A 25,761-nucleotide genomic window follows, 5' to 3' on the forward strand; every position below is an offset into this window, starting at 1 on the left:
GGGGCCCAAACACCCCCCCGGGTTCAAACAACCCCACCCCCCCCTCGGTTTCTAACCACCCCCCCCCCCCCCCCCCCCCCCCCCCCGCCCCCCCCCCCGGGGGGGGGGGGGCCCCGGGCCCCCCACCACCCCGTTGCATCTGAAAAGGCGAATGTCATCCGGACCGGGCCGACCCTGCGCGACCGGCCCCAGGCCGTCATCCTCGCCTACGAGACGGGGCCCCTCAGACCGGGAATCCCGGGCACGCGCCCCTCGATCGGTCCCTGCCCCGTCGTTCGATCCCTGACCAGGGACAGCCACCTCGGCACATCCACCTCGGCCCGCACGGTCTTGCCCGGCGGCGGGTCCCGGTCCACCACCTCCCACCGGGCGGCGAGCGCGTCGACGAGGAGGAAGCCCCGGCCGGCCTCCTCCAGCGGCGCCGGGGGCGGTATACCCCCCGGGCCCGGCGGGCGGGGCGGCCCGCTGCGGGTGTCGCTGACCTCGATGCGGACGCTGCCCGTGACGAGGGAGAGCCGCAGCTCGAAGTCCCGTCCCGGCACCCGGCCGTGCGTGACCGCGTTGGCGGCCAGCTCGGCGATCACCACGGCGACGGTCTCGGAGGTCTCCGTGCCGTGCGGGATACCCCAGGTGTGCAGTTGGTGCTCGGCGAGGTGCCGGGCGAGGCGGGCGCCACGTGGGGTCGCGCTGAAGCGCTGGGAGAACACACTTACGGTAACCGGGCGTTGGGGGCTGGAAGGTGCGGTCATGCGCTCAATCTGACGGCTTAGAAGAGTGTTTCACCAGGTCGGCACCGCGTACGCCACTACAGCGCACGCGCTCACATGCTGGAATGTACCCGTGACTGCCCGTGACCATGTGCGACGGAAGGCGGGCCGCCGGGACCGCTGGCGCGCGGGAGCGGACCGGTAGCCGGGCGTCGGGGAACGCGCGCCCCCACACCCCTCCGCGAACACGTTCGTAACGAGCTTGTTCGTGACGAACATGTTCGTTACTGTGGGGGCATGACAGCGCACCCCCCGGCTCCCCGAAGCCGCCGTGACCGACCCGCCAAGCCGGCCCTCACCCGGGACGGCATCGTCGACACCGCCGTCGCGCTGATGCGTGCCGAGGGCCTGGAACGGGTCACCATGCGGCGGCTGGCGCAGGAGCTGGACACGGGTCCGGCATCGCTGTACGTCTACCTCCGCAACACGGCCGAGCTGCACGCGGCCGTGCTGGACCGGCTGCTCGGCGAGGTGGATCTGTCCCCCGTGGGCACCGAGGGCGGCTGGCGCGACCGGCTCGTCCGGCTGCTGACGTCGTACGTCGACGTGCTCTTCGCACACCCGGCGCTGGCCCGCGCGGCCCTGGTGGCCCGCCCCCACGGCGAGCACTACCTCGACCTGGCGGAGGCGATCCTCGCGCTGCTCGCCGAGGGAGACGTCCCGCCCGGGCGGGCGTCCTGGGGCCTGGACCTGCTGTTGCAGTACGCGACGGCGAGCGCGGCCGAGCACTCCACCCGGGGCGAGGCGCCCGAGGCGGAGGAGGACTGGGACGCGCTGACCCGGGCCCTGCTGGAGGCCCGGCCCGAGCGGCACCCGCAGATCGCCGCACTGGGCACGACCCTGCTGTCCGGTCCCGGCGAGGCCCGCCTGGTCTGGGGCTTCCATGTGCTGATCACCGGCATCACCGCGGCACCCGAACCGCCCACCTCTCCGCGTACACCCCGCACGCCCACCTCCACTCCCTGAGGAGGCCGCCATGGCCACCGCAACGACCGCACCCGCCCACCACCCCATAGCCGTCGTCGGCGCCGGTCTCGGCGGCCTCGTCGCAGCCCGTGTCCTGCAGGTGCACGGCATCGAGGCGGCCGTCTACGAACGCGACGCCTCCCCCGCCGCCCGGCCCCAGGGCGGCATGCTCGACATCCACGAGGAGTCGGGGCAGGCCGCGCTGCGGGCCGCCGGGCTCCTCGAGGAGTTCCGCGCGATCATCCACTCCGGCGGCGAGGAGTTCCGCGTCCTCGACCCGGACGGCACGGTCCGCTTCAAGGACGCCGAGGAGGCCGGCCGGCCCGAGGTCGACCGCAACGACCTGCGGCGGGTCCTGCTGGACTCACTGCCCGAGGGCACCGTCCGCTGGGGCGCGAAGGTGACCGGCGCGCGCCCTCTGGGCGACGGACGCCACGAGGTGACGCTCGCCGACGGCACGGTCTTCACCACGGACCTCCTGATCGGCGCGGACGGCGCCTGGTCCCGGATCCGCCCCCTGCTCTCCCCGGCCGTGCCCGCCTACGCCGGTGTGTCCTTCGTCGAGACGGACCTGTACGAGGCGGCCGTAGGGCACCCCGCGACAGCCGAGTTGCTGGGCGGCGGCATGACGTTCGCGCTCGCCGACGGCAAGGGATTCCTCACACATCTGGAGACCGACGGCTCGATCCATGCGTACGTCGCGTTCCAGGCGCCCGAGGACTGGCTGTCAGGGCTCGACTTCACCCGCCCGGAATCGGTCAAGGAGGCGCTGCTCGCCCACTTCGAGGGCTGGGACGACCGGCTGCGCGCCCTGATCGCCGACGCGGACGACGCACCGACCCCGCGTCCGATCCACACCCTCCCGGTCGGCCACCGCTGGGCGCACACACCGGGTGTGACCCTTCTCGGCGACGCGGCGCACCTCATGTCGCCGTTCGCGGGCGAGGGAGCGAACGCCGCCCTGCAGGACGGCGCGGAACTCGCCACGGCCCTGGCGGCGAACCCGGACTCCTTCGACACCGGTCTCCTCGCCTACGAAAAGGCACTGTTCCCCCGCGCGGAACACACCGCCGCCCAGTCGGCCCAGGGTCTGGACCTCCTCTTCGGCCCGGACGCCACGGAAAACCTGGTGGCCATGATGAGCGGGCAGGGGGACCGGCCGGGCACAGCCGCCGCGGCGGCTCCGGTCACCTGCGACGCCACCCGACCGGCCGACACCCCGGCCGCCTCCACCCCGCCCGCCCGACGGCCGGCGGGAAGCCGCTGACAACCCGGCCGTCCGCGCCGGGGGGGCGGCGCCGACGGCCTACGGGTTCTCCCAGGCCGCCGGTTCCCCCGCCAACTCCCGCACCGGTGCCGGCAGCGTGCCCGACGCGATGTCCGCGAGCGTGACGCCCTCCAGGATGCGGCGGACGTTCGCCCGGACCGCCACCCACAGCGGCAGCAGCGGCTCGGCGGGCCCGGTGTAGGCGAGCTGGTTCGGGCGTTCGCCGCGGACGGAGACGATCGGGCCGTCCACCGCGCGGATGACGTCCGCGACGGTGATCGCGTCGGCGGGACGGGCCAGCCGGTAACCGCCGTTGCCACCGCGCCGGCTGTCGACCAGGCCGCCGCGGCGCAGATCGCCGAGGATGCCCTCCAGGAACTTGTGCGGAATGCCCTGCGCGGAGGCGACCGTCTCCGCCTTGACCGGACCGCCGTCCTGCCGGACGGTCAGCTCCAGCACCGCCCTTACCGCGTAATCCGCCCGCGCCGAGATCCTCATGAACCCATTGTCGGGCCTGCCCCCATGCACAATGGCCGCATCCGCGCCCGTCGAGGAGACAGTCTTGGAGCTGAGCAGACGTACCTTCAGCGCGCTCGCCGGCACGGCCGCTCTCGGGCTCTCGCTCGGCGGGAGCGGCGATCTGTGCGCGGCGGCCGCCACCGTGCCGACCGGTCCGCCGCCGGCGACCCCGGGCGCGGACGGGCGGACGCACCGGGTGGACTTCGACCGCTACTCGATGATCGTGGACGGCCGGCGGGTCGTGCTGTGGTCGGGCGAAATGCACCCGTTCCGGCTGCCGAGCCCGTCCCTGTGGCGGGATGTGCTGCACAAACTCCGCGCGCACGGCTACAACACGGTCAGTGTCTACGTCTCCTGGAACTACCACTCCCCGGCCCCGGGCTCCTACGACTTCACGGGCGTGCGCGACCTGGACCTGTTTCTGCGCACGGCCGCCGAGACCGGGCTGTATGTGACCCTGCGTCCGGGCCCGTACATCAACGCCGAGGTCGACGCGGGCGGCTTCCCCGGCTGGCTGACCGCGACCCGGGGCACGGCTCGCACCTCCGATCCGACGTATCTGCGGCACGTCGACGAGTGGCTGACCGTCGTGAACCGGATCGCGGTACGGCACCTGTACACCAGGGGCACCGGCACGATCGTCCTCTACCAGCTCGAGAACGAGTACGCGAACCATGTCACCGAGCCCACCGGCCGCGACTACATGGCCCACCTGTACCGCAAGGTGCGCGCCGACGGCATCGACGTACCGCTGTTCCACAACGACAAGGGCAGAAACGGATACTGGGCGCCCGGCACGTTCGACAGGGGCGGTGAGCGCGGCCGCTGGCTGTACGGCTTCGACGGCTATCCGTCGCCGTTCCGGACACCGCCGGACTGGGGGTGCTTCGGCCCGGGCGGCCTCCAGGGCGGATCCACGGCCAGCCCCGAAACCCCCGGCCTCATCGCGGAGTTCGGGGGCGGCTGGTTCGACCCGTGGGGCGGCGCGGAGTTCGGCGGGAAGGGATACGCCGAGTCGCGCCGCACCCGTGACGCGGCGTACGAGCGGCGCTTCTATCTGACCAACCTCGCCAATGGCATCAAGGTCCACAACGTCTATATGACCTTCGGCGGCACCTCCTGGGGCTGGCTGCCCGCGCCCGTCGTCTACACGTCGTACGACTACGGGGCCGCCCTCGACGAGGCCCGGCAGCCGACCGCCAAGCTCGTCCCGATGCACCAGATCGGGCATCTGCTGCAGAACTTCCCCGACCTGGCCAAGCTGGACCGGGGACCGGACATCTCCTGCGGCGCGCCGGACATCAGGGCCTACCACCTCGTCAACCCCGACACCGGGGCGCACGTGTATGTGCTGCGCAACGACGGGTCCGCCGACGCCGTCGCCGCCGTGCCGCTCGAGGGCACGACCGTTCCCGTGCCGGTGCCCGGCCGGGATGCCCGGCTGCTGACCGCCGGGATCTCCCTCGGCCGGTGGACACTGCGCCACTCCACCGCGCAGCCCATGCTGTGCCTGACCGCCGGACGCCAGGACGTCGCCGTGTTCACCGGCCGCACGGGCGAGACGACGGAGACCGCCCTGGAGTGCGCGGGCGTGCCGGCCGTCACCGTGCTGGAGGGGACGGCCGACTGGACGTACAACGACGGCGTCCTGCGGGTACGCGCCCGGCTCGACGGCCTCACCAGGATCACGGTGACGGGCAGAGGGACGGCGGTCCCCCTGCTCCTGCTGCTCGCCGACGACGACGCCTCCGTACGGCTGTGGCCGCGCACCACCCCCTCGGGACCGGTGCTGGTGCACGGGCCCGCTCTGCTGCGCACCGCCGTGCTGCGCGGTGCGACCGCCGAGCTGACCGGCGACACGATCGACGAGGCGGACCTGGAGGTGTGGGCGCCGCGCGGGGTGACCGAGGTCGCCTGGAACGGGACCCGGCTGCGCACGCGCCACACCCGCTCAGGCAGTCTGCGCGCCGAGCGTCGGCTGCCGGGCGCGGGTGTCGTGCGGCTTCCCCCGCTGACGGGATGGCGCCGCAAGGCCGAGAACCCCGAGTCCGCCGTGGGCTTCGACGACTCGACGTGGCGGACCGCCGACCTGACCACGTCCTTCAGCACCACCCCCGTGCCCGCCGGTGGGCCGGTCCTCTTCGCCGACGACTACGGCTTCCACTACGGGGACGTCTGGTACCGGGGCCGCTTCGAGGGCGCGGACGGCGCCGAGTCCGTGTCCCTCTCCTATGTCACCGGCACCCAGGGCCTGTTGATGGCGTGGCTGGACGGCAGACCGCTCGGCACCCATCGGATGCCCGTGCCGGACGCGCACACCGTCCGGCGGGCGACCTGGACCGCCAGGGCGACGTTCCCGCTCGGACCGGCGAACCGGTCCCTGCGGGGAAACGGCCCCCATGTCCTCGCCGTCCTGGTCCGCCGCATGCAGCACGACCAGGACGGCCGGGCCAACGACACCCACAAGGCGGGCCGGGGACTGGGCTCGGTCACCTTCAACGGCGCCTTTCCCGCCGTACGTTGGCGGATCCAGGGGGAGGCGGCCCCCGACCCGGTACGCGGCCCGCTCAACAACGGCGGTCTGTACGGCGAACGAGAGGGCTGGCATCTGCCCGGCCTGCCCGACCACGGCTGGCGGCCCGCGCACTTCCCGCGCGCCGAGCGACGGCAGGGCGTGGTCTGGTACCGCACCGGCTTCCGGCTGTCGGTCGACCCGGCCACGGACGCGTCGATCGGCCTGACTCTCAGGGACGACCCGTCCCGCGCCTACCGGGTGCAGCTCTTCCTCAACGGCTGGAACATGGGCCAGTACATCAACGACGTGGGCCCCCAGCACACCTTCGTCCTGCCGAACGGCATCCTGCGCCCGCGGGGCGACAACACCCTTGCACTCGCGGTCCTGTCCGACGGGACCACCCCGTCCGGCCCGGGCTCGGTCCACCTGACCCTGCTCGGCCGGGCGTCCGGAGGAGTCCCGGTGTCACCGGTGAGCTCCCCCGGTCCGGCGCACCGGCCGGCGCGCTCGCGCGCCTCCGGCCGCCCCTTCGGCGGCACGGCGTAGGCGATCCCGGTCAGGTTGCCCTGGAGGATGAGGTTCTCGCCGTGGGACGAGCCGTCGAGGGTGGCGCCGTAGATGTGTCCGCCGAGGTCGGTCGCGTAGAGGCGGCCGGTCCCGGGGGCGAGGGCGATGCCGATGCCTTCCTCAGGTGGGTCCACAGGGTTTCGGGCTCCCGGGGTCCCGTGGCCGGCGGGCCCAGTGGTGTGCGGTGCACGCTGTCGCTCGGCTCTCCGTGCTCAGGGCGGCGCCTCCGTCCCCGGCGCGCCCGGAATCGCCCCCTCGGCGCGCGGTTCCGCGATCTCGTCGGTGCCGAAGCCCAGCTCGGGTTGGGCGACGGGGAGCCCAGCCGCCGCTGGGAGTCGCCCATGCCCGGCGGTTCGACCTTGATGACGTCCGCTCCGAAGTCGCCGAGCACGGTGGCCGCGGCCGGTCCCGCGATGAAGCTCGACGCGTCGAGGACCTTCAGGCCGGCGAAGAGGGATTCCGTGGTCATCGTCATCACCTCACGAAGGCGCTCAGACCGCCGGTCACGGCGCGTCCGACGATCAGCGTCTGGATCTCCCGGGTGCCCTCGTAGGAGTAGAGGGCCTCGGCGTCGGCGACGAACCGGCCGACCTTGTAGTCCAGGACGATGCCGTTGCCCGCCAGCAGCTCCCGCGCCCACCCGACGTTCTCGCGCATCCGCACGGTGCAGTAGGCCTTCGCGAGCGCGGACTGCTCGTCCCGGAACACCCCCGCGTCCTGCAACTGGGCCAGGCGCACCACCATCCCGCAGGAGGCCGTCGCATTGCCGAGCATCTTCACCAGCAGATCCTGCACAAGCTGGAAGCTGCCGATCGGGCGCCCGAACTGCTCCCGCTCCTTCGCGTACCGAAGGGCGATCTCGTAGGCGCCGAACATCACCCCCACCGCCTCCCACGCCACACCGCTGCGGGTCTGGCGCAGGATCCTGGCGGTGTCCTTGAAGGAGTTGGCGTTCTGGAGCCGGTTTGTCTCGGGGACCCGGCAGCCCTCGAGCACGATGTCGGCGTTCTGCACGATCCGCAGCGCCATCTTGTTCTCGATCTTCGTGGCGGTGAACCCGGGGGTGTCCTTCTCCACGACGAAACCGAGCACCTGACGCGTGTCCACATCGCGGGCCCACACCACGATCAGGTCGGCGAACGTCGCGTTGCCGATCCACCGCTTCGCGCCGTCGAGGACCCATGTGTCCCCCTCGCGGCGCGCGGTGGTCCGCAGGCCGCCGGCCACGTCGGAGCCGCCGTGGGGTTCGGTCAACGCGAAGGCGCCGATCTTCTCGAAACGGCTCATCGCCGGCAGCCACCGCCGCTGCTGCTCCTCGGAGCCGCAGGTCAGGACGGTGCCCATGGCCAGGCCCGCGTGCACCCCGAAGAACGTCCCGAGCGAGGCGTCGGCATGCCCGAACTCCAGCGCGGTCATGCCGCCGAGGAGGTTGCTCGGCCTGGAGCCGGGCTTGTCCGGGTCGGCCCAGTCCAGCAGGCCCAGTCTCCCGAAGCCCTCGACGAGTTGGAAGGGGAACTCGGCGCGGGCCCAGTAGTCGTCGACGATCGGCGCGGCCTGCGTGCGGAGGAACGTCCGCAGGGCCTCGATCTTCTCCCGTTCCCCGTCCGACAGCAGTTCCCCGTAGGCGTAGAAGTCGGCCGGCAGCAGGCCCCCCTCCAGACAGGGACCGGACGGTGTCGGCATCATCGCCGCGATGCTCATCGCATCCTCCCTCGGGCACGGATCGGCAGCGGATCGCAGGTGCGGGGCGGCGGACGCGTCGCTGCCCGGGGTTCCGGTGCCCCGGCGCGATTGAACGTCGATCCGTGGCCCGTTCCGTGGACCCACGCCGTGTGCGGGCGCGGCCGGCTCCGCTGCACCACCCCAGTGGTCTGCTCGCTCCGGGGCGAGCGGCCTGCCGAGCCGGAGCCGGTTGCGGGACGGCGACTCGACGACGGCTGCGGGACGACGGCTGCGGCCGTGTGCTCCGGCGGGGAGCGACGCGACGGCGGCCGCGCACAGAAAACGGCGGCCGCGCACAGACAACGGCCCCCGCCCGGCGGCCGGGCAGGGGGCGAGGAGTGGGTGTCAGCCCGCGAACGGCGGCTGGTGCAGGCCCTTTCCGGCGCCGGGGACGACGAGGAGCGAACCGGAGAGCGGATGCGGCGCCTCCAGTCCCGTACGGGCGGTGGTGACATACAGATCCGACAGGTCCGCGCCGCCGAACGCGCACGCGGTGGGGCGGCGCACCGGCAGCCGAAGGACGCGGTCCAGCTCGCCGGAGGGGGTGTAGCGGTGGATCGCACCGCCGTCCCACAGGGCGACCCAGACACAGCCGTCGGCGTCGACGGTGAGCCCGTCGGGGAATCCGTGGTCGACCCGGGCGAGTGGGCGCCGGGCGGCCGGGAGACCGTCCTCGCCGACGTCGAAGACGTCGATCCGGCGGGTCGGTGAGTCGATGTAGTACATGAGCCGGCCGTCGGGGCTCCACCCCGTGCCGTTGCTGACGACGACGTCGTCCAGCACGGTCCGGACGGTGCCGTCCGGGGTGATGCGGGTCAGCGCGCCGCCGCCGGGCGCCTCGTCGTAGCGCATGGTGCCCGCCCACAGCGAGCCGTCGGGGGCGACGGCCGCGTCGTTGCCGCGGCGGCCGGGGACCGGCTCGCGGTGCAGCCAGCGGAAGTCGGCCCCGCCCGGCCCGTACAGGCCGACTCCGTCCCGGAGGTTGACCACCAGACCGCCGCCCGCGCGCGGCTTCGCGGCGCCCACGTGCTGCCCGGTCGCCATGACGGTGCGGCGCCCGGAGGCGGGGTCATAGGTGTGCACCCGTGACCCGAGGATGTCGACCCAGATCAGCCGTCCGGCGGCGACGTCCCACGTCGGGCCCTCGCCGAGGTCCGCGTGCTCCCGTACGGCGATCTCGTACGGCGTCATGCGGCGTCCCGGTGGCCGAGCCGCTCGGACAGCTCCGCGGCGCCCTTCACCACGAGCTGCTCCAGCTCGGCACGGCGCTCCTCGCCCCAGCGGATCATCGGCACGGAGATGGACAGCGCGGCGACGACCTGTCCGGTACGGTCGCGCACGGGGGCCGCGACACAGCTGACGTCGGGGTTGGACTCGCGGGTCTCCACGGCGATGCCGCGGGTGCGGATCTCGCCCAGCGCCTCGTGCAGGAGCGCCGGGTCGGTGATGCTGTTGGGGGTCATGGCGACCAGTTCGGCGTCGTCCGGGATGCGCGCGGCCAGTTCCGGCTCGGGGAGGGACGCGAGGAGCATCTTGCCGACGGAGGTGCAGTGGGCGGGCAGCCGGCGGCCGGCGGCCGACACCATGCGCACGGCGTGCGTGGAGTCGACCTTGGCGATGTAGATGACGTCGGTGCCCTCGAGGATGGCCACGTGCACCGTCTCGTCGCAGGTCTCGGCGACCGAGCGGGCTATCTGCTGGCCCTCGGCGGCGAGGTCCAGCTGCTCGGCGTAGCGGCTGCCGAGCTGGTACGGGCGCACGCCGAGCCGGTAGCGCCCCGGCTGCCCCGGCACCGGGACGATGTACGACCGGGCGGCGAGCGTGGTGACCAGCTCGTGCACGGTGGTGCGCGGCAGCCGGAGCCGGCGCACGATGTCGGGGGCGGAGAGCGTCCCGTCCCCGTCGAGGAAGAGCTCGAGTATGTCGAGAGCCCGGGTCACGGCAGGCACGAGGCGTCCCACGAACGATCCCCTCTCTACGTTCGAAATTTCAACTGGCGATCGGCATGGCGAACACAGGCTAGTCATACTGGGCTCGCGCGGGCAATGGGCCTGCGAGCCGGGGGCCGCGGCCGGCGCCGCTAGCGGTGGGGGTCCGGATCCCCCAGTTCTCCTCTGAGGCGCTGCGCGCGCAGGACCAGTTCCAGTTCGAAGCGGCGGTCCGGGTCGTCGATCTCGTCCCCCCACAGTTCGCGGATCTGCCGCAGGCGGTAGCGGACGGTCTGCGGGTGGACGCCCAGCCGGGCGGCCACCTCCGGCGCCCCGCCCCGGGTCTCCAGCCAGGCCAGAAGCGTCTCCGCGAGCCGGCGCGCATGGGTCGGCCCGCACTGGGCCAGCGGCGCCAGGCAGCGCAGCGTCAGATCGTCGATCAGCTCCTCCGGCTGGAGCAGCACCAGCGCCTCCGTGTGCTCGGTGCAGTGCAGCACCTCCCCGCCGGGCAGCAGCCCCCGCTCCATCAGCCGCACCGCCGCCTCCGCCCAGCGCAGCGACTTCGCCGCGTCGGTGAGCGGTACCGGCGGCCCGATCGCCCCGGCCCAACCGCTCAGGGCCCGGTGCAGCAGCTCGGGCCGGCCCGCCGCGTCCGGCTCGGGCACGACCATGTGCGGCCGCTCGTACTCCATGTCGAGGAGCACGCCCTGGCCGACCGCCGGCGCCACGGCCTCCCGTGCCGGGCGCAGCAGCACCCCCACGGCCACCTTCTCCGGCAGCGGCCAGCCCACCCGGGCCGCCCGCTCGGCGAGCGCGTCCGCGCGGTCGCCGCGGTGGTGCTCGGACAGCAGCAGTTCCATCAGCCGCCGCTGGAGCCTCAGACGCTCGCCCGCCTGACGGGCCGCCGCCTCGGCATAGCCGCGCACGGACTGGTCGACCAGGCCGTCCAGATACTCGTATCCGGCGTCGACCAGCTCGTACATCGCCGGAGGTGGGATGTCGACCCGCTGCCCGATCTCGGCCAAGCGCCGCCAGGCGAGCCGGACGCCGAGCCGGTAGATCGCCTGGAGCGCGTCGAGGCTGCGGCCCTCCAGGCCCTCGCCGCGCCCGAACTCCTGGAAGACCTCGGGGTGCACGCGCGGGCGGCCCTCCGCGGAGTCCAGGTGCTGGACGAAGACCTCGATGGCACGGCGGATCCCGACCAGCGCCATGGGTTCGCCCGAGTCGTCGAGCACCACCGGAAGATGCGGATACTCCCGGCGGATCTCCCGGAGGATCTCCTCGGCGAGCGCCGGCGCCTCGGCCATCGCCAGCGCCGTGAACCGCCGCACCTGGGGGCGGGGCACCGCGTACCAGGCGGAGCGGGCCGTGACGGTTCCCGGGTGGGCGGTCACGGATCAGCGCTCCTGGCCGGTGTTCTCGTAGGTGATCAGCGGGGTGTTCGGCTGTCCGGGCGTCGCGTCGAGGAGCGCGACGATGCCGAGCGCGGCGCCCACGGCGAGCGCGGCGGCGGCCGCCATGGTGAGGACGGCGGCGAGAAGTCTGGACATCGCAGGGTAAGCCTCTCTGTCGAGGTCGTCCCCCACCCCGGTGCGCCGCGCGACCGTAAGCGATCACTGCGCGGCATCTGCCCTGCCGGTCCCGTACCGACAACTACCCAGTCTCGGCAAGTGATTGACACGCCGTCAAGAGGCGCCTACGGTTCCCGGCCCAGACCGCACGCGCACTTTCCCCCTGGTGTCGGCCCACCCGCACCCCCGGTGAGCCGAGCCGTCCGACACCCCTGGAGTGCCCGGATGCGCCGTAGAGTCCGACCCGCCCCTCTGGTCCTGCTGGGCCTCGGCACCTTTCTGCTGGTGCTGGCCTCGCTGCTCGCGTGGTATGTGGCGCCGCGGGCCGCCGTCAATCCGATCGACATCGACACGACCGCCGTCTACGTCGGCACAGGCAGCGTCTTCGACGCCGACCAGGTGCGGACCGTCCCAGGTCAGCGGATCACCGTGACCCAGCGGGTGCGCGGCGACGTCGCCGACAGCGAGCACAGCGGGGCCGCGGTGTGGGATGTGACCACCACGGTCGACACCGGCAGGACGGCGCCCGCCGCCGATCCGCATGGCGCGCTGGAGTTCATGCCCGCCCGCTGGGTGACGAACCGCAGGACCAACGAGCCGGTGCACTGCTGCCACGAGAGCCCCACCTTCGAGGGAGACGCGTATCTGAAGTTCCCCTTCGACGTGGGCCGGCACTCCTACCAGTGGTGGGACGACTCCCTCGGCTCGACGGTGACGCTGCACTACGCCGGCACCCGGAAGGTCCAGGGCTACACGGGCTACCGCTTCACCGGCACGGTCGCCCCGGCCAGGGTCGGCATCCGGCTGGTGCCCGGGGTGCTGGTCGGGCGGCCCGCCGCCGGGCAGGTGGCGGCCGAGGAGTGGTACTCCAACCACGGCATCGAGCTGGTCGTCGACCAGCGCACCGGCCGGGTGATCTACGCCCGGGTCGGCCCCCGGCGCACGCTGCGCGCGCCCGGGGCGACGAAGGACGCGGTGGTCCTGCTGGACAGCCGGAACATCGCCTTCGACACGGCCACCCAGCGGGACCAGGTCCGGCAGGCCAGGCGGGAGAGCGGTCGGCTGCGGCTGCTGGACGGCCCCCTGCCGGTCGGCGCCGCCGTGGCGGGGTTCGTCCTCGCCGTGGCGGGCGGTGTGCTGCTGGTACGGGAGCGAAGGGAGCCCGGAACATCCGGGTTGTCCGGTCCCGCTCCCACGATGTGATGAGGTGTCAGCTCGAAAAGGCGTCGAAATTGTCACCCCCGTGAGTAGCCCGCGACGGACCCCTGGGCGAAAACTGTCCACCCCCACCCGAGCACGGCCTGCCCGTACCGCCCTCACAAGGAGAGTGACGCCCCGCCCGATCCGAGATCCGCCCATCCCGCCCCGCCACGCCGAACAGGCCGACCCGTATCCCCCCACGCCCAGCCCCACCCCGCACCACCAGCGCCACCCCCCGCACTCCCGCACCGGCCGACCGCGCACCCGGCCTCGGCGCCCCCGCACCGGGCGCCGAGCGCAGCCGCACCGCGGCCGGGCGGCGATCCGCCTCGCTCCCTGCCCCCACGCCGAGTTCCACACCCCGAGACGAGTTGGAGCACCCATGCCCCAGCACGTACCGTCCCCGCTGCGCACCGCCGTCCCGCGCGCCGCGCAGCACCCGCCGGCGCTCCCCCCGCACCCGCGCCGCATCGTCTTCCTCGCCCGACGCGATCTCGGCAACCCGGCCGCGGGCGGCTCCGAACTGCTGGTCGACCGCCTCGCCGACGGACTCACCCGTCTCGGCCACCAGGTCACCCTGCTGTGCGGCGGGCCCGCCTCCCCCGCCGCCGACCACGTCCGGGCCGGCGGCAGTCCCCTGCGCGACTACCGGGTCGTCTCGGCGGGCGGCGACCTGGGCCACTATCTGCGCGCCCGACCCGCCCTCCACCGCCGGATCGGCGACTGCGACCTGCTGGTCGAGGTGTGCAACGGCATGCCGTACCTCGCCCCGCTGTGGCACCACGGCCCCACCCTCTGCCTGGTCAACCATGTCCACACGGACCTGTGGAGGATGCGGTTCGGGGGCACGCTGGCACCCGCCGCGCGGATCGGCCGGCGACTGGAGCACTGGGCCCTGGCGGGGGCGCAGCGCGGCAGTCTGCTGGTCGCGGTCTCCCCGTCGACGGCACACGCGCTGGGTGCGATCGGGGTCGAGCACGAGCGGATCCGGATCGTGCACAACGGCGTCGAGGATCCGGGGCCGCTTGTGCCGAAGGCCCCCGAGCCACTGTTCGTGGCGATGGGACGGCTCGTCGAGTACAAGCGGATCGATCTGCTGCTACGACTGTGGGAGCGGGTGCGCCCGGTCACCGGCGGACGTCTGGTGATCGTCGGCGACGGGCCCGAGCGGGAGCGTCTGGAGCGGCTCGCCGGTCCGGGCGTCGAGTTCACGGGCCATGTCGCCGAGGCCGAGAAGCACCGGCTGCTGTGCGCCGCCTGGATCCTGCTGCACCCCTCCGCCGTCGAGGGCTGGGGCCTGGTGGTGACGGAGGCGGCGGTGCGCGAGACCCCGTCGATCGCCTTCGACGTGCCCGGGCTCAGGGACTCCGTCGCGGACGGGGAGACGGGGGTGCTGGCGCGCGGGGAGTCGTCCTTCGCCGCCGCCTGGTGCGCCCTCGCGCTCGGCAACGACCACCGTCGGCTCATGGGCACGGCGGCCCGCGAACGCGCGGCACGGTACCGCTGGCACCGTACGGTCCGGCGGTTCCGGGCGGTGGCGGCGGAGGCGGTGAGGAGCTGGGCGCCGTGACCGCGGCGACCGGCCCCGCCCCGGATCGGGGCGCCGGCACCCCGGACACCCGCCCGGCCACGGGCGCGCACCCCGGTTCCGCCCCCAAAGACCCCTCCCTGGGCCGCTCCCTCGCCCTTTTCCGCGCCTTCCGGCGGGAGCAGCGGGACCCGGACGCCTGCTACTCGCTCCTCGCCCGGGACGCCGCCGACCAGGTGGAGGCGTACGGCGGCGCGGTGCGGGAGCGCACGGTGGTGGACGTCGGCGGCGGGGGCGGCTGGTTCACCGAGGAGTTCCGGCGGCGCGGCGCGCACGCGTACCTCTTCGAACCGGACGTACGGGAGCTGGGCCCGAAGCCGCCCGCGGGGACGGTGATCGCCGACGGCTACCTGCTGCCCCTCGCCGACGGGGCGGCCGACGTCGTCTTCTCCTCCAACGTACTGGAGCACGTGGCCGATCCGGGGACCTTCCTCAGCGAGCTGGTGCGGGTGACCCGGCCCGGCGGGCTGCTCTATGTGTCGTTCACCAACTGGCTGTCCCCCTGGGGTGGTCACGAATGGGCCCCCTGGCACTACCTGGGCGCCGAGCGGGCCCGGGCCCGCTACCGGCGCCGTACCGGGAAGCCCGCCAAGCACACCCTCGGCGAGAACCTCTTCGCCGTGCACATCGGCCCCACCCTGCGGCAGGTGCGTGCCCGTGACGACGTCACGGTCGTCACGGCGCGCTCCCGCTACTGGCCGTTCCTCGCGTCCGCGGTCGTGAAGGCGCCGGGGCTGCGCGAGTTCGCCACCTGGAACCTCCTCCTCATCCTCCGGCGGTGTCCCCCATGACGACCACGGTCCAGGCCCCTCCCCCGGCAGCCGTCCGCACCACCGCGGGGAGCGCGGACCCGCCGGAGGGCCCCCGCTCACGGCGCTGGCTGCTGGGGTTCTGGGCCGTGGTGTTCGTGCTGTTCCTGGCCGTGCACCCGGGGCGGCAGACCTTCGACACCAAACTGGGGGTCACCGTCGACCCCTGGCGGTTCCTGTCCGACCTCGGCCGGTTGTGGCACGACCGGGGCGGCTTCGGGGGCCTCCAGGACCAGTACGCCGGCTATCTGTGGCCGATGCTGCCGTACTACGCGCTGGGCAGGCTGGTCCATCTGCCGGTGTGGCTCGCGGAGCGGCTGTGGATGTCGATCGTCGTGTCGGTCGCCTTCTGGGGCGCGTTGCGGCTGGCCGAGCGGCTGGCAGTGGGCACCCGTGCCTCCCGGCTGCTCGGCGCGGTGGCATACGCGCTGTGGCCGGTGTTCACCGTCGTGATCGGCTCGACGTCGGCCGCCGCGCTGCCCGGCGCCTTTCTGCCCTGGGTGCTGCTGCCGCTGACGGACGAGCGCTACGGCGCCCGGGTCGCCGCCCTCCGCTCGGCGCTGGTCGTGCCGTTCATGGGCGGGGTCAACGCGGCCTCCACCCTGGCGTCCCTGCTGCCCGCCGGCCTCTATCTGCTCAGCCGCCCGCGCGGGCCACGAACGCGCAAGCTGATCGGCTGGTGGGTGCTCGGCGTGGTGCTGGCGACGGCGTGGTGGGTGATCCCGCTGCTGGTGCTCGGCGTGTACGGCGCGAACTTCCTCCCGTACGTGGAGAGCGCGCAGACCACGACGGACACCATGGCGGCGACCGAGTCCCTGCGCGGCGGCGGGAACTGGGTGGCCTATCTGCACTTCGGCGAGGCGTGGCTGCCGGCCGGCTGGACCGTGGCGTCCTCGGTCCTCGTGATCGTCTGCTCGGCGCTCGCGGCCGGGCTGGGCCTCGCGGGCCTGGCCAGACGGGACATGCCGGAGCGGCGCTGGCTGGTGCTGACCGTGCTGGTGGTCGCGCTGATCACGCTGGCCGGGTACGGCGGCGCGTTCGGCGCGCCCTTCCACGGGGCCGTGCGGGACTGGCTGGACGGCTGGCTGTCGCCCTTCCGCAACATCTACAAGTTCCAGACGGGCACGGCGCTCGCGCTGACGCTCGGTCTCGCCCATCTCGTGGGCGTCGCCGCCGATCCCCGCGGGGCGCGCCCGGTGCGGGGCCGCCGGCTGGCCCCGCTGATCGCGGCGGTCCTCGTCCTGCCCGGGCTTGCCTGGCCGTATCTGAACGGCTCGATCCTCCAGCCGGGTTCCTTCCGGCAGCTCCCGAAGTACTGGCAGACCACGGCCGACTGGCTGAAGAAGTACTCCCCCGACTCCCGCGCCCTCGTCGTCCCGGCGACCGCGCACGGCCTCTACACCTGGGGCTCCCCCGTCGACGAGCCCCTCGACGTGCTCGCGGAATCCCCCTGGGCCGAGCGGGACTTCGTGCCGTTCGGCACCGCCGGCAACCGGCGCGCGATGGACGCGGTCGAGCAGGCCCTGACGACGGGGGGTGACATCCCCGGGCTCGCCGACTATCTGAGCCGGGCCGGCCTCTACTACGTCGTGGTGCGCAACGACCTCGACCCGGACCAGATCGGCTCGGTCCCCACCGCGACCGTGAAGCGCGCCCTCGAACAGTCCGGCTACCGCCGGGTGACCGGCTTCGGGCCGATGACGACCGGGGGACGGATCGCGCACCACACCCCGCTGCAGATCGAGGGCCTGTATCCCCGCGCACGGGCCGTGGAGATCTACGAGCCGGTGAACGCCGAGGTGGCACGGCCGGGACAGGCGCGGCTGCTGCCGGTCGCCGACACCGCCGTCGTCTCCGGCGGCCCGGAGGCGCTGCTGCCGCTGGCCGCCGACCCGGCGATGCGAGGCCGCGCGGCCGTGCTCACCGGCGACAACACCCCCGGTCTCGGCATCTTGCCGGTGCAGGTGGTGGGCGACGGGCTGCGCCGCGCCGACACCCGCTTCGGCCTGGTCGACGCCAACACGTCGTACACCTACACGCGCGACGAGAAGAACGACGTCGACGCCGTACAGGACCCCGGCCGGCCGCCGCACGAAATCCTGCCGATGACGGGACTCGGCCACCAGACGGTCGCCGAACTGCGCGGCGCCCGCTCGGTGACCGCGTCCTCCAGCGGCAACTGGCTGTTCCATCTGCCGCAGTACGACCCGGTGAACGCCTTCGACGGCAGTCCGGACACGGCCTGGGCGGAGGGCGCTCCGGGCTCGGCGGACGGGCAGTGGCTGCGGATCGCGTTCACCGGACCGGTGGACCTGCCGTCCTCGCTGGAGGTGACGCCGCTGCCGCAGGACGGGGTCCGCTCGGCGGCGACCCGGATCCGGGTGGAGACCGCGAAGGGCTCGGTGAGCAGCTCTCTCCGCCCCGACGGTACGACACAGGCCGTCAAGTCGCCCGCAGGCGAGACGGGTTGGCTGCGGATCACGATCCTGGACTCGGTACGGCACCGGACCGGACTGACGGGCGCGGGCTTCTCGGAGATCAAGGTCCCCGGGGTCCGGGTGACCCGTCTGCTCAGGCTCCCGACGGACGCGGACGGATCCGACGCGAGCGCCGAGATCGTCTCCCTGCACCGCGCCGCCGACCCCACCGGGCTGTCCGCCACGGGCGCGGAGGCCGGCCTGCACCGGCGCTTCACGACCTCGTCGGCGGGGACGTACGAGGTGGCGGCGAGCGCGGTGCCACTCCCGGGCGAGGCCCTGGACAAGCTGCTGTACCAGGTGGCGCCCGGGCAGCAGAGCCGTATCACCGCGACCGCCGACTCCACGGCACAGCTCGGCGCGGGGCTGTCGGCCCGCAACCTCACGGACGGCGATCTGACCACGGCGTGGATCGCCGGGGACAAACCGACGATCCATCTCTCCTGGACCGGCAAACGGCCGGTGGGCTCCCTCGTGCTGGCCCCCGCGGGCGGACTGTCGAGCCGTCCGGCGAAGGTGGAGATCAGTTCCCCGGACGGCGCGACGATCGCGGGCGTCGACGAGAACGGCTGGGTCCGCTTCGACCCGATCACCACCGACCATCTGGACATCACGGTGATGGAGACGGCCCCGGTGACCCTCCACAACCCGGTGGCGGGCGACGATCTGCGCCTGCCGGTGGGCCTCACGGAGGCGTACATCCCCGCGCTGGAGCAGTACCGCACACCCCAGCCGCCGGCCTCACGGACGTTCTCGCTGCCGTGCGGGCGGGGTCCGGCGCTGGCGATCGACGGAGAGCTGTACGAGACGGGCGCGAAGGGGACGGTACGGGACCTGGTGGAGCGGCGGCCGGTGACCCTGACGCTCTGCCGGCAGCATCGCGCGGGCCCCTCCGTCGACCTGCCCGCCGGTGCCCACCGGGTGGAGGCGGGCGATGCCGGGCCGCTGGCGGTGACGGATGTGACGCTGACCCGGGGGACGGTCACCGAGCCCGAGGCCGCGGGCCGTGATCTGCGGATCGTCGACTGGCCGGGCGACCGCCGCGAGGTGCGGGTCGGCTCGGGCACGGCCTCGTATCTGACGACGTACGAGAACTACAACAAGGGCTGGGAAGCCACGCTGAACGGCAGGAAACTCACACCGGTACGGCTGGACGGCTGGCAGCAGGGCTGGCGGATCCCGGCCGGGGCGGGCGGCACGGTGAAGCTGTCGTACGCGCCCTCGGCGACGTACCGGGCCGGGCTGATCGGCGGTGGGGTCGCGGTGGTGGTCGCGGCGTTCCTCGCGCTGTGGCGGCGCCGCTCGCCGAACCCGGACGGGCCCTCGGCGGTGCCCCCGGGCGCCGGGCTGTGGCTCGGCACGGTGGCGCTGACCCTGACGGGCATCGTGATCGCGGGGCCGTTCGCCCTGCTGGTCCCGCTGCTGGCGTGGGTGGCCTGGCGACGGCACACGCTGCTGGTCCCGATCGCGTTCCTGGCGCTCGCGGGGGCGGGGATCGCGGCGGCGACCGGAGCGGGGGCGCCTCCGGCGGCCGGGCGGGGCGCGTTCGGCCCGGCGGCCCAGCTCCTCGCGCTGATCGGGCTGTTCGCGGGCCTGGTGAGCGTACGGGAGCCGGACGGGCCCGGGCGCGCCGAGCCCGCGCCGGCACCGCATCCGGCCCCGGACCCGGACGTAGACCCGGACCCGGACGTAGACCCGGACCCGGACGTAGACCCGGACCCGCAGACGGAGCCGAAGCCGGTGCCGGATCCGGTGCCGGATCCGGTGCCGAAGTCCTCGGCCGCGCGCGTGCCGTGGCGCAGGCCGAAGCCTTGGGCGGCAGCGCCCGGGGAACCGGACGACACCCAGGGGGAAGGCGTATGACCGCGCTGGAGCACCGCGCCGAGGATCCCGTACGGCGGCCCGTCCGCATCCCGTTCCCCGTGGTGGACGAGGTGGCCCGGCACTGCCTCCAGGAGGCGGAGCCGGAGACGGTTCACATAGAGGTCCATCTCCCGGGCGGCCTGGACCCCTCCCGCCTGCGCGAGGCCTTCACCAGGGCCCTGCGCCTCCACCCCCGCATCCTGATGCGCGAGGCCCGCGTCCCCTGGTACGGCCGCCGCTACGCCTGGGAACTGACCCCGGACCCGGAGGTCGAGGTGGTGACCTTCGCCCCGCCCGGCCGGGACGCGCTGCGGGAGGCGAGGGCGCGGGCGCTGGCGCAGGCACCGCCTTTGACCCTGTCCCCGCCGATCCGCCTGGAGGTGGTGCCCGGCCCCACCGCGGGCGACGGCACGGTCCTCGTCCTCACCGTCAACCACACGGCCGTGGACGGCCCCGCCTGTCTGCGCATCCTCGCGACGGCCGCCGAACTCTACGGAGGCCGCGACCACTCCCCCACGGCCCCGCCCGTACGCCCGCCCGAGATCCTCCCCCGTCCTCCGGACACCCCCTCCACCTGGGCGCCGCCCGCGCGGGTGGCGCCCGGGAGCCCCGGCACCTCGCCCGGCAACGGCCTCCTCGTCACCGAACTCCCCCTGCCCAACCGCCCGAAGGGCGTCCCCTACACCGTCAACGACCAGCTGATGGTGGCCACCGCCCTCACCGTCGCCCGCTGGAACCGGGAACACGGCGCCCGGCCCCGCCCGATGCGCATCACGATGCCCGTCGACGACCGCCCCCGGGACGCCACCATGCCCATCGGCAACGGCACCCGCCTCGTCGAAGTCCCCTTCTCGCCCGACGAGCTGACCGGCACCGACCTGCCCGCCCTCCTGCGCCGCACGGCACGGCGGACCCGGGCGCTCAAGTCGCTGCCCCGCCCGCAGCTCGGCCACGGCGCCGCCCTGCTCACCGCCCCCGTGGTGCCCGTCGCCTGGCGCGCCGCCGCCACCCGCGCGCTGCGCCGGGCCGCGACCCCCTGGACCTCGACCACCCTGCTCAGCAACATCGGCCGCGTCCCGTACCCGATGGACTTCGGCGAGGGGGCGGGCCGGGCGCACGCCGTGTGGTTCTCGGCCCCGGCCCGGATGCCCCGCGGTCTGACGTTCACCACCGCCTCCACCTCCGGCCGGCTGCATCTCGCCCTGCGCTGGTCCCGCGCCCTGCTCGGCCAGGCCGACGGCGCCCGTCTGCGCGACCTCTTCGAGCAGCATCTGCACGCCACCGAGGAGGCCCCATGACCACGACCGCCCCCCTCCGCCGTGGACTGCGCGCGTTCTACGAGGACCCCGCCGTCCCCGTCGCCTCCGGCACCGCCCGCAGTCTGCGTCAGGCCCGGATGCTGGCCGCCGCCCTCGGTCCGGCCACCGAGGGCGCCAGGACGGTGCTGGACATCGGATGCGGCGACGGCACCGCCGCCGCCACCGCGGCGCCCCTCCTCGCCGGCCATCGGATCGTCGGCGTCGACTGGTCCCAGGACGCGCTCGGCCGGGCGCGCACCCGGCTGCCGTACACGGTGCGCGGCGAACTCACCGACGCCGGGCTGCCGTTCCGTGCCGGCGCGGCCGACGCGGTCCTGTTCAGCGAGGTCGTCGAGCATCTCGTCGACCCGGACTCGGCCCTGGACGAGATCCGCCGGGTGCTGCGCCCCGGCGGCCACCTCATGCTCTCCACCCCGAACCTCGCCGCCTGGTACAACCGCGCCCTGCTGCTCGCGGGCGTCCAGCCCGTCTTCTCGGAGGTCAGCCTGCGCGCGATCCACGGCCGTCCCGGCAGGGAGGTGGTGGGGCATCTGCGGCTCGCCACCGCCCGCGCCCTGCGGGAGTTCGTCGCCGCGGCCGGGTTCGAGGTCGTGGCCGTCAGGGGCGCGCCCTTCCACGGCGTGCCGCGTCCGCTGCGCCCGCTGGACCGCCTGGCCTGCGCGGTGCCGTCGGCGGCCTCCATCCTGCTGCTGCACGCGCGAAGGACCTGAGGCCATGTGGTGGGGAGTGGCCGCGGCCCTGCTGGCGAACGTGCTCTACAGCTCGGGGTTCGTCCTGGAGAAGAAGGCCCTCGCCGCGCTGCCCGCTGTGGACTTCCGCCGCCCGGCCCGGCTGCTGCGCCTGGTCCTGGGCAGCCCGCTGTGGATCGGGGGGTCGCTGGCGCTGGCCGCCGGTTTCGCGGCACAGCTCGCCGTCTACCGCACACTGCCGATCGCCGCCGCCCAGGGCCTCTTCGTCTCCGGTCTGGTGCTGCTGGTGCTGCTGTCGGCGCGGCTGCTGGGCGAGGAGACCACCGGGCGGGAGCGGTACGCGCTCGGCGCCATCCTGCTCGCCCTGCTGATGGTGGTGCTGTCGCTGCGGGAGGGCTCGGACACGGTCAGCCGCAGAGCCCCGTATCCGCTGGTCCTCACGGTCTGCGTGCCGACGCTGGCGCTCGGCGTGTGGCTGTACGGGTCCGCCGAGCGACGCGCCCGCCACCGGCACCGGATGCCGACTGCGGGCGTCGAGTACGGCGTGGCGGTGGGCCTGCTGTACGGGGTCAGCTCGCTCGCCATCAAGGGGGTGGCCGGGTATCTGACGACGAGCGGGCTCGGGAACGCCGTGCTCGGCCTGGTGTGCTCCCCGTACCCGTATCTGCTCCTGTGCACCGGCGGCTTCGGTCTCGTCATGTCGCAGGCCGCGCTGCAGCGCTGCCGGGCCTCGCTGATCGTTCCGGTGTGCACCACGGTGACCTGTCTGTTCACGGCGGTGCTCGGCACCCTGTCGTTCGGCGAGGCGCTGCCCCATGAGCCGCTGCGGCTCGCCCTGCGCCTCGTGGGCACGGCCCTCGCGGTCGCGGTCCTGGTGGCGATGCCGAAGCACGACACCGAACCACCGCCCCGACGCCCCCTGCCCGCGAAGGAGTTGACTCCCCCGTGAACCCGGACGACCCGCTGCTGAGGATCCTGGCCTGTCCGCTGGACAAGGGCCCACTGCACCTGCTCCTGGAGGACGACGCCCCCGAGGCGCTCTACAACCCGCGGCTCCACCGCCGTTACCCGATCGTCGACGGGATTCCGCAGTTGCTGCCCACCTCCGGCGAGCAGGTGAGCGAGGACGAGCACGAGCGGCTGCTGAAGCGGCTGGCCCGATGACGACGGCCGCCGCCCGCGTCGCCCGGTGTCTGCCCACCCGCCTGGTCGCGGCGACCGCCCGGCTGCTCTACCCGCGGTTCGAGCCGGAGCTGGCCCGGCTCGCCGATCTGTGCCCGCCCGGCTGCGGCACAGCGGTGGACGTCGGCGGCTGGTACGGCCCCTGGACGCACCGTATGGCGCGACGCGCCCGCCGGGTGGTGACCGTCGAACCGGTCCCCCATCTGGCCCGGCTGCTGTCCGCCACGGCACCGGCGAACGTGCGGGTCATCCCCGCCGCGGCCTCCGACCGCCGGGGCACCGCCCGGCTGTGGCTGCCCCCCGGCGACGCGGGCGACCGGGGCCTGTCCTCGCTGGTCCGCCGGGACATCCACGCCCGGGCCGTTCAGGTGCCCTGTGTCACCCTCGACGGGCTGGGGCTGCGCGACGTCGGTTTCATCAAGGTCGACGTGGACGGCAACGAGCCGGCGGTCCTGCGGGGGGCCCGGGAGATCCTGAGGCGTGACCGGCCCGCCCTGTTCATCGAACTGGAGTCCCGTATCCAGCCGATCGCGCCGGTCATCGGCTTCCTCGCGGATCTCGGCTACGCGGGCTGGGTCCTGCCCTCCCGTTCCTGGCTGCCGCTCGACCCGCGGACCCTTCAGGCGCACCAGGCGAGGACGTCGTACGTCGTCTCCCATGGCCTGCTGCGCCGCGTCCTGCCCCTGCGCGGCCCGCGCTACGTCAACTCGGTGCTGTTCCTGCCGGACGGGCGCCGGCCGGGGGGCACGGGGTTCCGGGGATCGGGCCGAAGTGGGAGGGGTCTTTGAACCCGCGGCCGTCCTCGTACCGCAGAAGCGGTCCGCCGGCGGTGAACCCGCGCATACGATCCTCACCGATGGCATGGAGTCCCCGGCCCGGGGCTTCTCGATCGGCTTCCGACCGCCGTCCGCCATGAGGACGAGACCGCCATGTCCCGGCCCGGTTGCCGGCACGCCTCCAGGTCGCCCCGTCTCTGCTCTAGGCCTCTTGTTCTACGCCTCCTGCTCCTGTCGCCTGCTCTACGTCTCCTGCCCCGCGCTCCCGCTCCGCTCGAGACGTCGGCGGGCAGTACGGTGGGGCACGTAGGCTCCCAACCGAGACCCAAGGCTGTCGGCAGCGCTCGTGAACCCAACCCCCCAAGCCCCTTTCGGCGCCGAGGACTTCCAGCTCGTCCTGCTGCGCCGCATGGCCGACCACAACCCGGACCTGGTGGAGGACGCCCGCCGCACACTGGGCGTGTCCATCGCCGACATGCGCGAGGCCAACCGGCGCTGGCAGGCGATGGTGCGGTCGCCGCGCGCCCGGTCGTCCGCCGCCCGCTACCGCTCGGTCCTCGGCGAACCCGAGTCCACGGCCGTCCGCCGGATCGGTGACGTGGACTGCGAGGCCCGGCTGTGGCCCGTCCCGCTCTGGCCCGACCTGCGCTTCGAGGTGCTGGCGGGCCCGAACGGGCAGGTCTGGAACGAGTGGCTGGTCCGCGCCCCCGGCGTACCGGCCCCGAGGCTGGAGACCGTCGACGACCTGACCTCCTGGTCCTGCACGGTCGATGAGGCCGCCCGTGCCTTCGCCCCGGTCCGCCCCCTGGAGGGCACGGCCCCCAACCGCTGGGGACTCGCCTTCGGCGCGCCGGACGCGAACGGCGTACGGCGCAAGGTGGTCGCCGAGTTCACCTGGGGGCTGTTGCAGCGGGTGGCCGTCGGCGACTAGCGGACGCCCCGGTCCGTGGCGGCCAGGACGGCGTCGGCCACCTTCGGCGCGGACCCCGGGTGGAGGAAGAGGAACAGGTTCGGCTCGACCAGTTCCAGCTCCATCACGCACGGCTGCCCGTCCGCGCCGTCCACGAGGTCGACACGGGCGTACAGCAGCTCCGGAGCGCCCGGTACGGCGGCCAGAGCCCGCTCGGCCACGGCGCGTTCGGCCGGGGTCGCAGTCCAGGGCTCCAGGCCGGGGTGGGCCACCTTCCGCTCGTCGTAGGGAGTGCCGGGCGCGAGGACGGCCCCCTTCCGGCTTGCGTGCAGCAGCCGCCCCCCGAAGAACTGGAGCGCCCGCTCTCCGGCCACGTCTATGCCCCGCACATAGGGCTGCACCATCGCCGTGAACCCCTCCGCGTGCATGCGCGCGAGCTGCCGTACGGCGGTGTCGTGCTCCTCGGGCGTGTACCGGGCGGCGAACCGGGCGCCCGCGCCGGAGGTGGGCTTGACGACGTACTCGTGGTCGTCGGGCAGCTCGACGGGGTCGCCCGGCGCCAGGTACCGGGTGGGGACGACCGGGATGCCCGCGGCGGCCAGCTCCCCGAGGTAGCGCTTGTCCGTGTTCCAGCGCACGACGGGCGCCGGATTGGCCAGCCGCGTGAGCTTCCCGCACCGCTCGGCCCACGCGGTGAACTCCGCGGCCCGCCAGCTGTAGTCCCAGGTGGAGCGGATCAGGGCCAGGTCGTACGCCGCCCAGTCGAGGTCCGGGTCATCCCAGTACACGGCGTCGGCGACCGCTCCGGCCGCCCGCAACTCCCGTACGAGAACCGGAAGATCACCGTCTTCCGTCACCTCGGGACCGGGACGGCAGGTGACGAGCGCGACACGGGCGGCGGCGGTGCGGGACACGTCTGGACTCCTGTTCGCGGGACGGCATGTGCGCGCAGGCTAACAACGGCCCGGGACACCTCGGCACCCCGTGTTGACCTTCGCCTTCGGTGAGGCCGCAGCAGCGGAGTGAGGTCTCCGTCACGGCGAAGGCGGGTTTCGCTCGCTCTGGTGTAGGAACGGATCCGATGTCCGCACCACTCCGCACCACTCCGCACCACTCCGCATCACGC

At 73.8% G+C, this 25,761-nt stretch carries 22 protein-coding genes; 13 read left to right on the forward strand and 9 right to left on the reverse strand.

Features of this window, described 5'->3' with window-relative positions; all coding sequences use genetic code 11:
* Positions 1-206: 206 nt before the first annotated feature.
* A complete protein-coding gene (locus ACIP94_RS03190; RefSeq protein WP_402418728.1) occupies positions 207-749 on the reverse strand; it encodes an ATP-binding protein in 543 nt (180 codons plus the stop codon).
* A gap of 255 nt (positions 750-1,004) precedes the next feature.
* Between ACIP94_RS03190 and ACIP94_RS03195 the strand changes: the two genes are divergently transcribed.
* Positions 1,005-1,733 carry a TetR/AcrR family transcriptional regulator gene (locus ACIP94_RS03195; protein ID WP_402418731.1) on the forward strand — a complete coding sequence of 243 codons (729 nt, stop codon included), beginning with the start codon at positions 1,005-1,007 and terminating at the stop codon, positions 1,731-1,733.
* Positions 1,734-1,743: 10 nt separating this feature from the next.
* A complete protein-coding gene (locus ACIP94_RS03200) occupies positions 1,744-3,000 on the forward strand; it encodes an FAD-dependent oxidoreductase (protein ID WP_402418734.1) in 1,257 nt (418 codons plus the stop codon).
* A gap of 39 nt (positions 3,001-3,039) precedes the next feature.
* Here the strand turns inward: ACIP94_RS03200 and ACIP94_RS03205 are convergent, their stop codons facing one another.
* Positions 3,040-3,498: an RrF2 family transcriptional regulator gene (locus ACIP94_RS03205; protein WP_402418737.1), complete on the reverse strand. Its 459-nt coding sequence runs from the start codon at positions 3,496-3,498 to the stop codon at positions 3,040-3,042.
* A gap of 64 nt (positions 3,499-3,562) precedes the next feature.
* Between ACIP94_RS03205 and ACIP94_RS03210 the strand changes: the two genes are divergently transcribed.
* A complete protein-coding gene (locus ACIP94_RS03210; protein ID WP_402418740.1) occupies positions 3,563-6,580 on the forward strand; it encodes a beta-galactosidase in 3,018 nt (1,005 codons plus the stop codon).
* Positions 6,581-6,590: 10 nt separating this feature from the next.
* On the opposite strand, the gene ACIP94_RS03215 is transcribed toward ACIP94_RS03210, so the two are convergent.
* From ACIP94_RS03215 to ACIP94_RS03240, 6 genes are all read right to left on the reverse strand, one after another.
* Positions 6,591-7,076 carry a CoA transferase gene (locus ACIP94_RS03215; protein ID WP_402418743.1) on the reverse strand — a complete coding sequence of 162 codons (486 nt, stop codon included), beginning with the start codon at positions 7,074-7,076 and terminating at the stop codon, positions 6,591-6,593.
* Positions 7,076-8,284 carry an acyl-CoA dehydrogenase family protein gene (locus tag ACIP94_RS03220; protein WP_402420346.1) on the reverse strand — a complete coding sequence of 403 codons (1,209 nt, stop codon included), beginning with the start codon at positions 8,282-8,284 and terminating at the stop codon, positions 7,076-7,078. The genes ACIP94_RS03215 and ACIP94_RS03220 overlap by 1 nt, the downstream gene beginning before the upstream one ends.
* A gap of 384 nt (positions 8,285-8,668) precedes the next feature.
* Positions 8,669-9,514: an SMP-30/gluconolactonase/LRE family protein gene (locus tag ACIP94_RS03225; protein WP_402418746.1), complete on the reverse strand. Its 846-nt coding sequence runs from the start codon at positions 9,512-9,514 to the stop codon at positions 8,669-8,671.
* Positions 9,511-10,284 (reverse strand): IclR family transcriptional regulator, encoded by a 774-nt coding sequence (locus ACIP94_RS03230; RefSeq protein ID WP_402418748.1) that lies wholly within the window; start codon positions 10,282-10,284, stop codon positions 9,511-9,513. Before ACIP94_RS03230 ends, ACIP94_RS03225 begins: the two co-directional genes overlap by 4 nt.
* Positions 10,285-10,403: 119 nt before the next feature.
* Positions 10,404-11,645, reverse strand: a complete 1,242-nt coding sequence (locus ACIP94_RS03235) for a PucR family transcriptional regulator (protein WP_402418751.1) — start codon at positions 11,643-11,645, stop codon at positions 10,404-10,406.
* Positions 11,646-11,648: 3 nt separating this feature from the next.
* On the reverse strand, positions 11,649-11,801 hold the full coding sequence (locus tag ACIP94_RS03240) for a hypothetical protein (protein ID WP_402418754.1): 153 nt from the start codon (positions 11,799-11,801) through the stop codon (positions 11,649-11,651).
* A gap of 246 nt (positions 11,802-12,047) precedes the next feature.
* Between ACIP94_RS03240 and ACIP94_RS03245 the strand changes: the two genes are divergently transcribed.
* The 10 genes from ACIP94_RS03245 (at position 12,048) to ACIP94_RS03290 (ending at position 24,656) form a co-directional block, all read left to right on the forward strand.
* Complete coding sequence (locus ACIP94_RS03245) at positions 12,048-13,025, forward strand: DUF3068 domain-containing protein (protein WP_402418756.1); 978 nt, start codon at positions 12,048-12,050, stop codon at positions 13,023-13,025.
* Between the two features lie 379 nt (positions 13,026-13,404).
* Positions 13,405-14,592: a glycosyltransferase family 4 protein gene (locus tag ACIP94_RS03250; RefSeq protein WP_402418759.1), complete on the forward strand. Its 1,188-nt coding sequence runs from the start codon at positions 13,405-13,407 to the stop codon at positions 14,590-14,592.
* Complete coding sequence (locus tag ACIP94_RS03255; RefSeq protein WP_402418762.1) at positions 14,589-15,401, forward strand: class I SAM-dependent methyltransferase; 813 nt, start codon at positions 14,589-14,591, stop codon at positions 15,399-15,401. The genes ACIP94_RS03250 and ACIP94_RS03255 overlap by 4 nt, the downstream gene beginning before the upstream one ends.
* Positions 15,398-19,759 (forward strand): alpha-(1->3)-arabinofuranosyltransferase, encoded by a 4,362-nt coding sequence (locus tag ACIP94_RS03260; RefSeq protein WP_402418765.1) that lies wholly within the window; start codon positions 15,398-15,400, stop codon positions 19,757-19,759. Before ACIP94_RS03255 ends, ACIP94_RS03260 begins: the two co-directional genes overlap by 4 nt.
* Positions 19,756-21,057 carry a condensation protein gene (locus tag ACIP94_RS03265; protein WP_402418768.1) on the forward strand — a complete coding sequence of 434 codons (1,302 nt, stop codon included), beginning with the start codon at positions 19,756-19,758 and terminating at the stop codon, positions 21,055-21,057. Before ACIP94_RS03260 ends, ACIP94_RS03265 begins: the two co-directional genes overlap by 4 nt.
* Complete coding sequence (locus tag ACIP94_RS03270; RefSeq protein WP_402418771.1) at positions 21,054-21,788, forward strand: class I SAM-dependent methyltransferase; 735 nt, start codon at positions 21,054-21,056, stop codon at positions 21,786-21,788. Before ACIP94_RS03265 ends, ACIP94_RS03270 begins: the two co-directional genes overlap by 4 nt.
* 16 nt (positions 21,789-21,804) lie before the next feature.
* Entirely contained in the window at positions 21,805-22,716 is a 912-nt protein-coding gene (locus ACIP94_RS03275) for a hypothetical protein (RefSeq protein ID WP_402420349.1), read from the forward strand.
* Positions 22,713-22,931, forward strand: a complete 219-nt coding sequence (locus ACIP94_RS03280) for a Trm112 family protein (RefSeq protein WP_402418773.1) — start codon at positions 22,713-22,715, stop codon at positions 22,929-22,931. Before ACIP94_RS03275 ends, ACIP94_RS03280 begins: the two co-directional genes overlap by 4 nt.
* Complete coding sequence (locus ACIP94_RS03285) at positions 22,928-23,737, forward strand: FkbM family methyltransferase (protein WP_402418775.1); 810 nt, start codon at positions 22,928-22,930, stop codon at positions 23,735-23,737. The genes ACIP94_RS03280 and ACIP94_RS03285 overlap by 4 nt, the downstream gene beginning before the upstream one ends.
* A 334-nt stretch (positions 23,738-24,071) precedes the next feature.
* Positions 24,072-24,656, forward strand: coding sequence for a hypothetical protein (locus ACIP94_RS03290; RefSeq protein ID WP_402418778.1), 585 nt, complete (start codon positions 24,072-24,074; stop codon positions 24,654-24,656).
* On the opposite strand, the gene ACIP94_RS03295 is transcribed toward ACIP94_RS03290, so the two are convergent.
* Positions 24,653-25,549, reverse strand: a complete 897-nt coding sequence (locus tag ACIP94_RS03295; protein ID WP_402418780.1) for a RimK family alpha-L-glutamate ligase — start codon at positions 25,547-25,549, stop codon at positions 24,653-24,655. The two genes, ACIP94_RS03290 and ACIP94_RS03295, sit on opposite strands and share 4 nt — an antisense overlap.
* Positions 25,550-25,761: the final 212 nt, after the last annotated feature.

The organism is Streptomyces sp. NPDC093261 (genome assembly GCF_044753645.1).
In the GTDB taxonomy this organism is placed as follows: domain Bacteria; phylum Actinomycetota; class Actinomycetes; order Streptomycetales; family Streptomycetaceae; genus Streptomyces.

Coding starts and splice junctions, on each gene's coding strand:
- ACIP94_RS03225 (WP_402418746.1), bottom strand. CDS start 9,514: ATGACGCCGTACGAGATCGCCGTACGGGAGCACGCGGACCTCGGCGAG.
- ACIP94_RS03240 (WP_402418754.1), bottom strand. CDS start 11,801: ATGTCCAGACTTCTCGCCGCCGTCCTCACCATGGCGGCCGCCGCCGCG.
- ACIP94_RS03200 (WP_402418734.1), top strand. CDS start 1,744: ATGGCCACCGCAACGACCGCACCCGCCCACCACCCCATAGCCGTCGTC.
- ACIP94_RS03205 (WP_402418737.1), bottom strand. CDS start 3,498: ATGAGGATCTCGGCGCGGGCGGATTACGCGGTAAGGGCGGTGCTGGAG.
- ACIP94_RS03270 (WP_402418771.1), top strand. CDS start 21,054: ATGACCACGACCGCCCCCCTCCGCCGTGGACTGCGCGCGTTCTACGAG.
- ACIP94_RS03215 (WP_402418743.1), bottom strand. CDS start 7,076: ATGACGATGACCACGGAATCCCTCTTCGCCGGCCTGAAGGTCCTCGAC.
- ACIP94_RS03195 (WP_402418731.1), top strand. CDS start 1,005: ATGACAGCGCACCCCCCGGCTCCCCGAAGCCGCCGTGACCGACCCGCC.
- ACIP94_RS03260 (WP_402418765.1), top strand. CDS start 15,398: ATGACGACCACGGTCCAGGCCCCTCCCCCGGCAGCCGTCCGCACCACC.
- ACIP94_RS03285 (WP_402418775.1), top strand. CDS start 22,928: ATGACGACGGCCGCCGCCCGCGTCGCCCGGTGTCTGCCCACCCGCCTG.
- ACIP94_RS03190 (WP_402418728.1), bottom strand. CDS start 749: ATGACCGCACCTTCCAGCCCCCAACGCCCGGTTACCGTAAGTGTGTTC.
- ACIP94_RS03220 (WP_402420346.1), bottom strand. CDS start 8,284: ATGCCGACACCGTCCGGTCCCTGTCTGGAGGGGGGCCTGCTGCCGGCC.
- ACIP94_RS03265 (WP_402418768.1), top strand. CDS start 19,756: ATGACCGCGCTGGAGCACCGCGCCGAGGATCCCGTACGGCGGCCCGTC.
- ACIP94_RS03245 (WP_402418756.1), top strand. CDS start 12,048: ATGCGCCGTAGAGTCCGACCCGCCCCTCTGGTCCTGCTGGGCCTCGGC.
- ACIP94_RS03250 (WP_402418759.1), top strand. CDS start 13,405: ATGCCCCAGCACGTACCGTCCCCGCTGCGCACCGCCGTCCCGCGCGCC.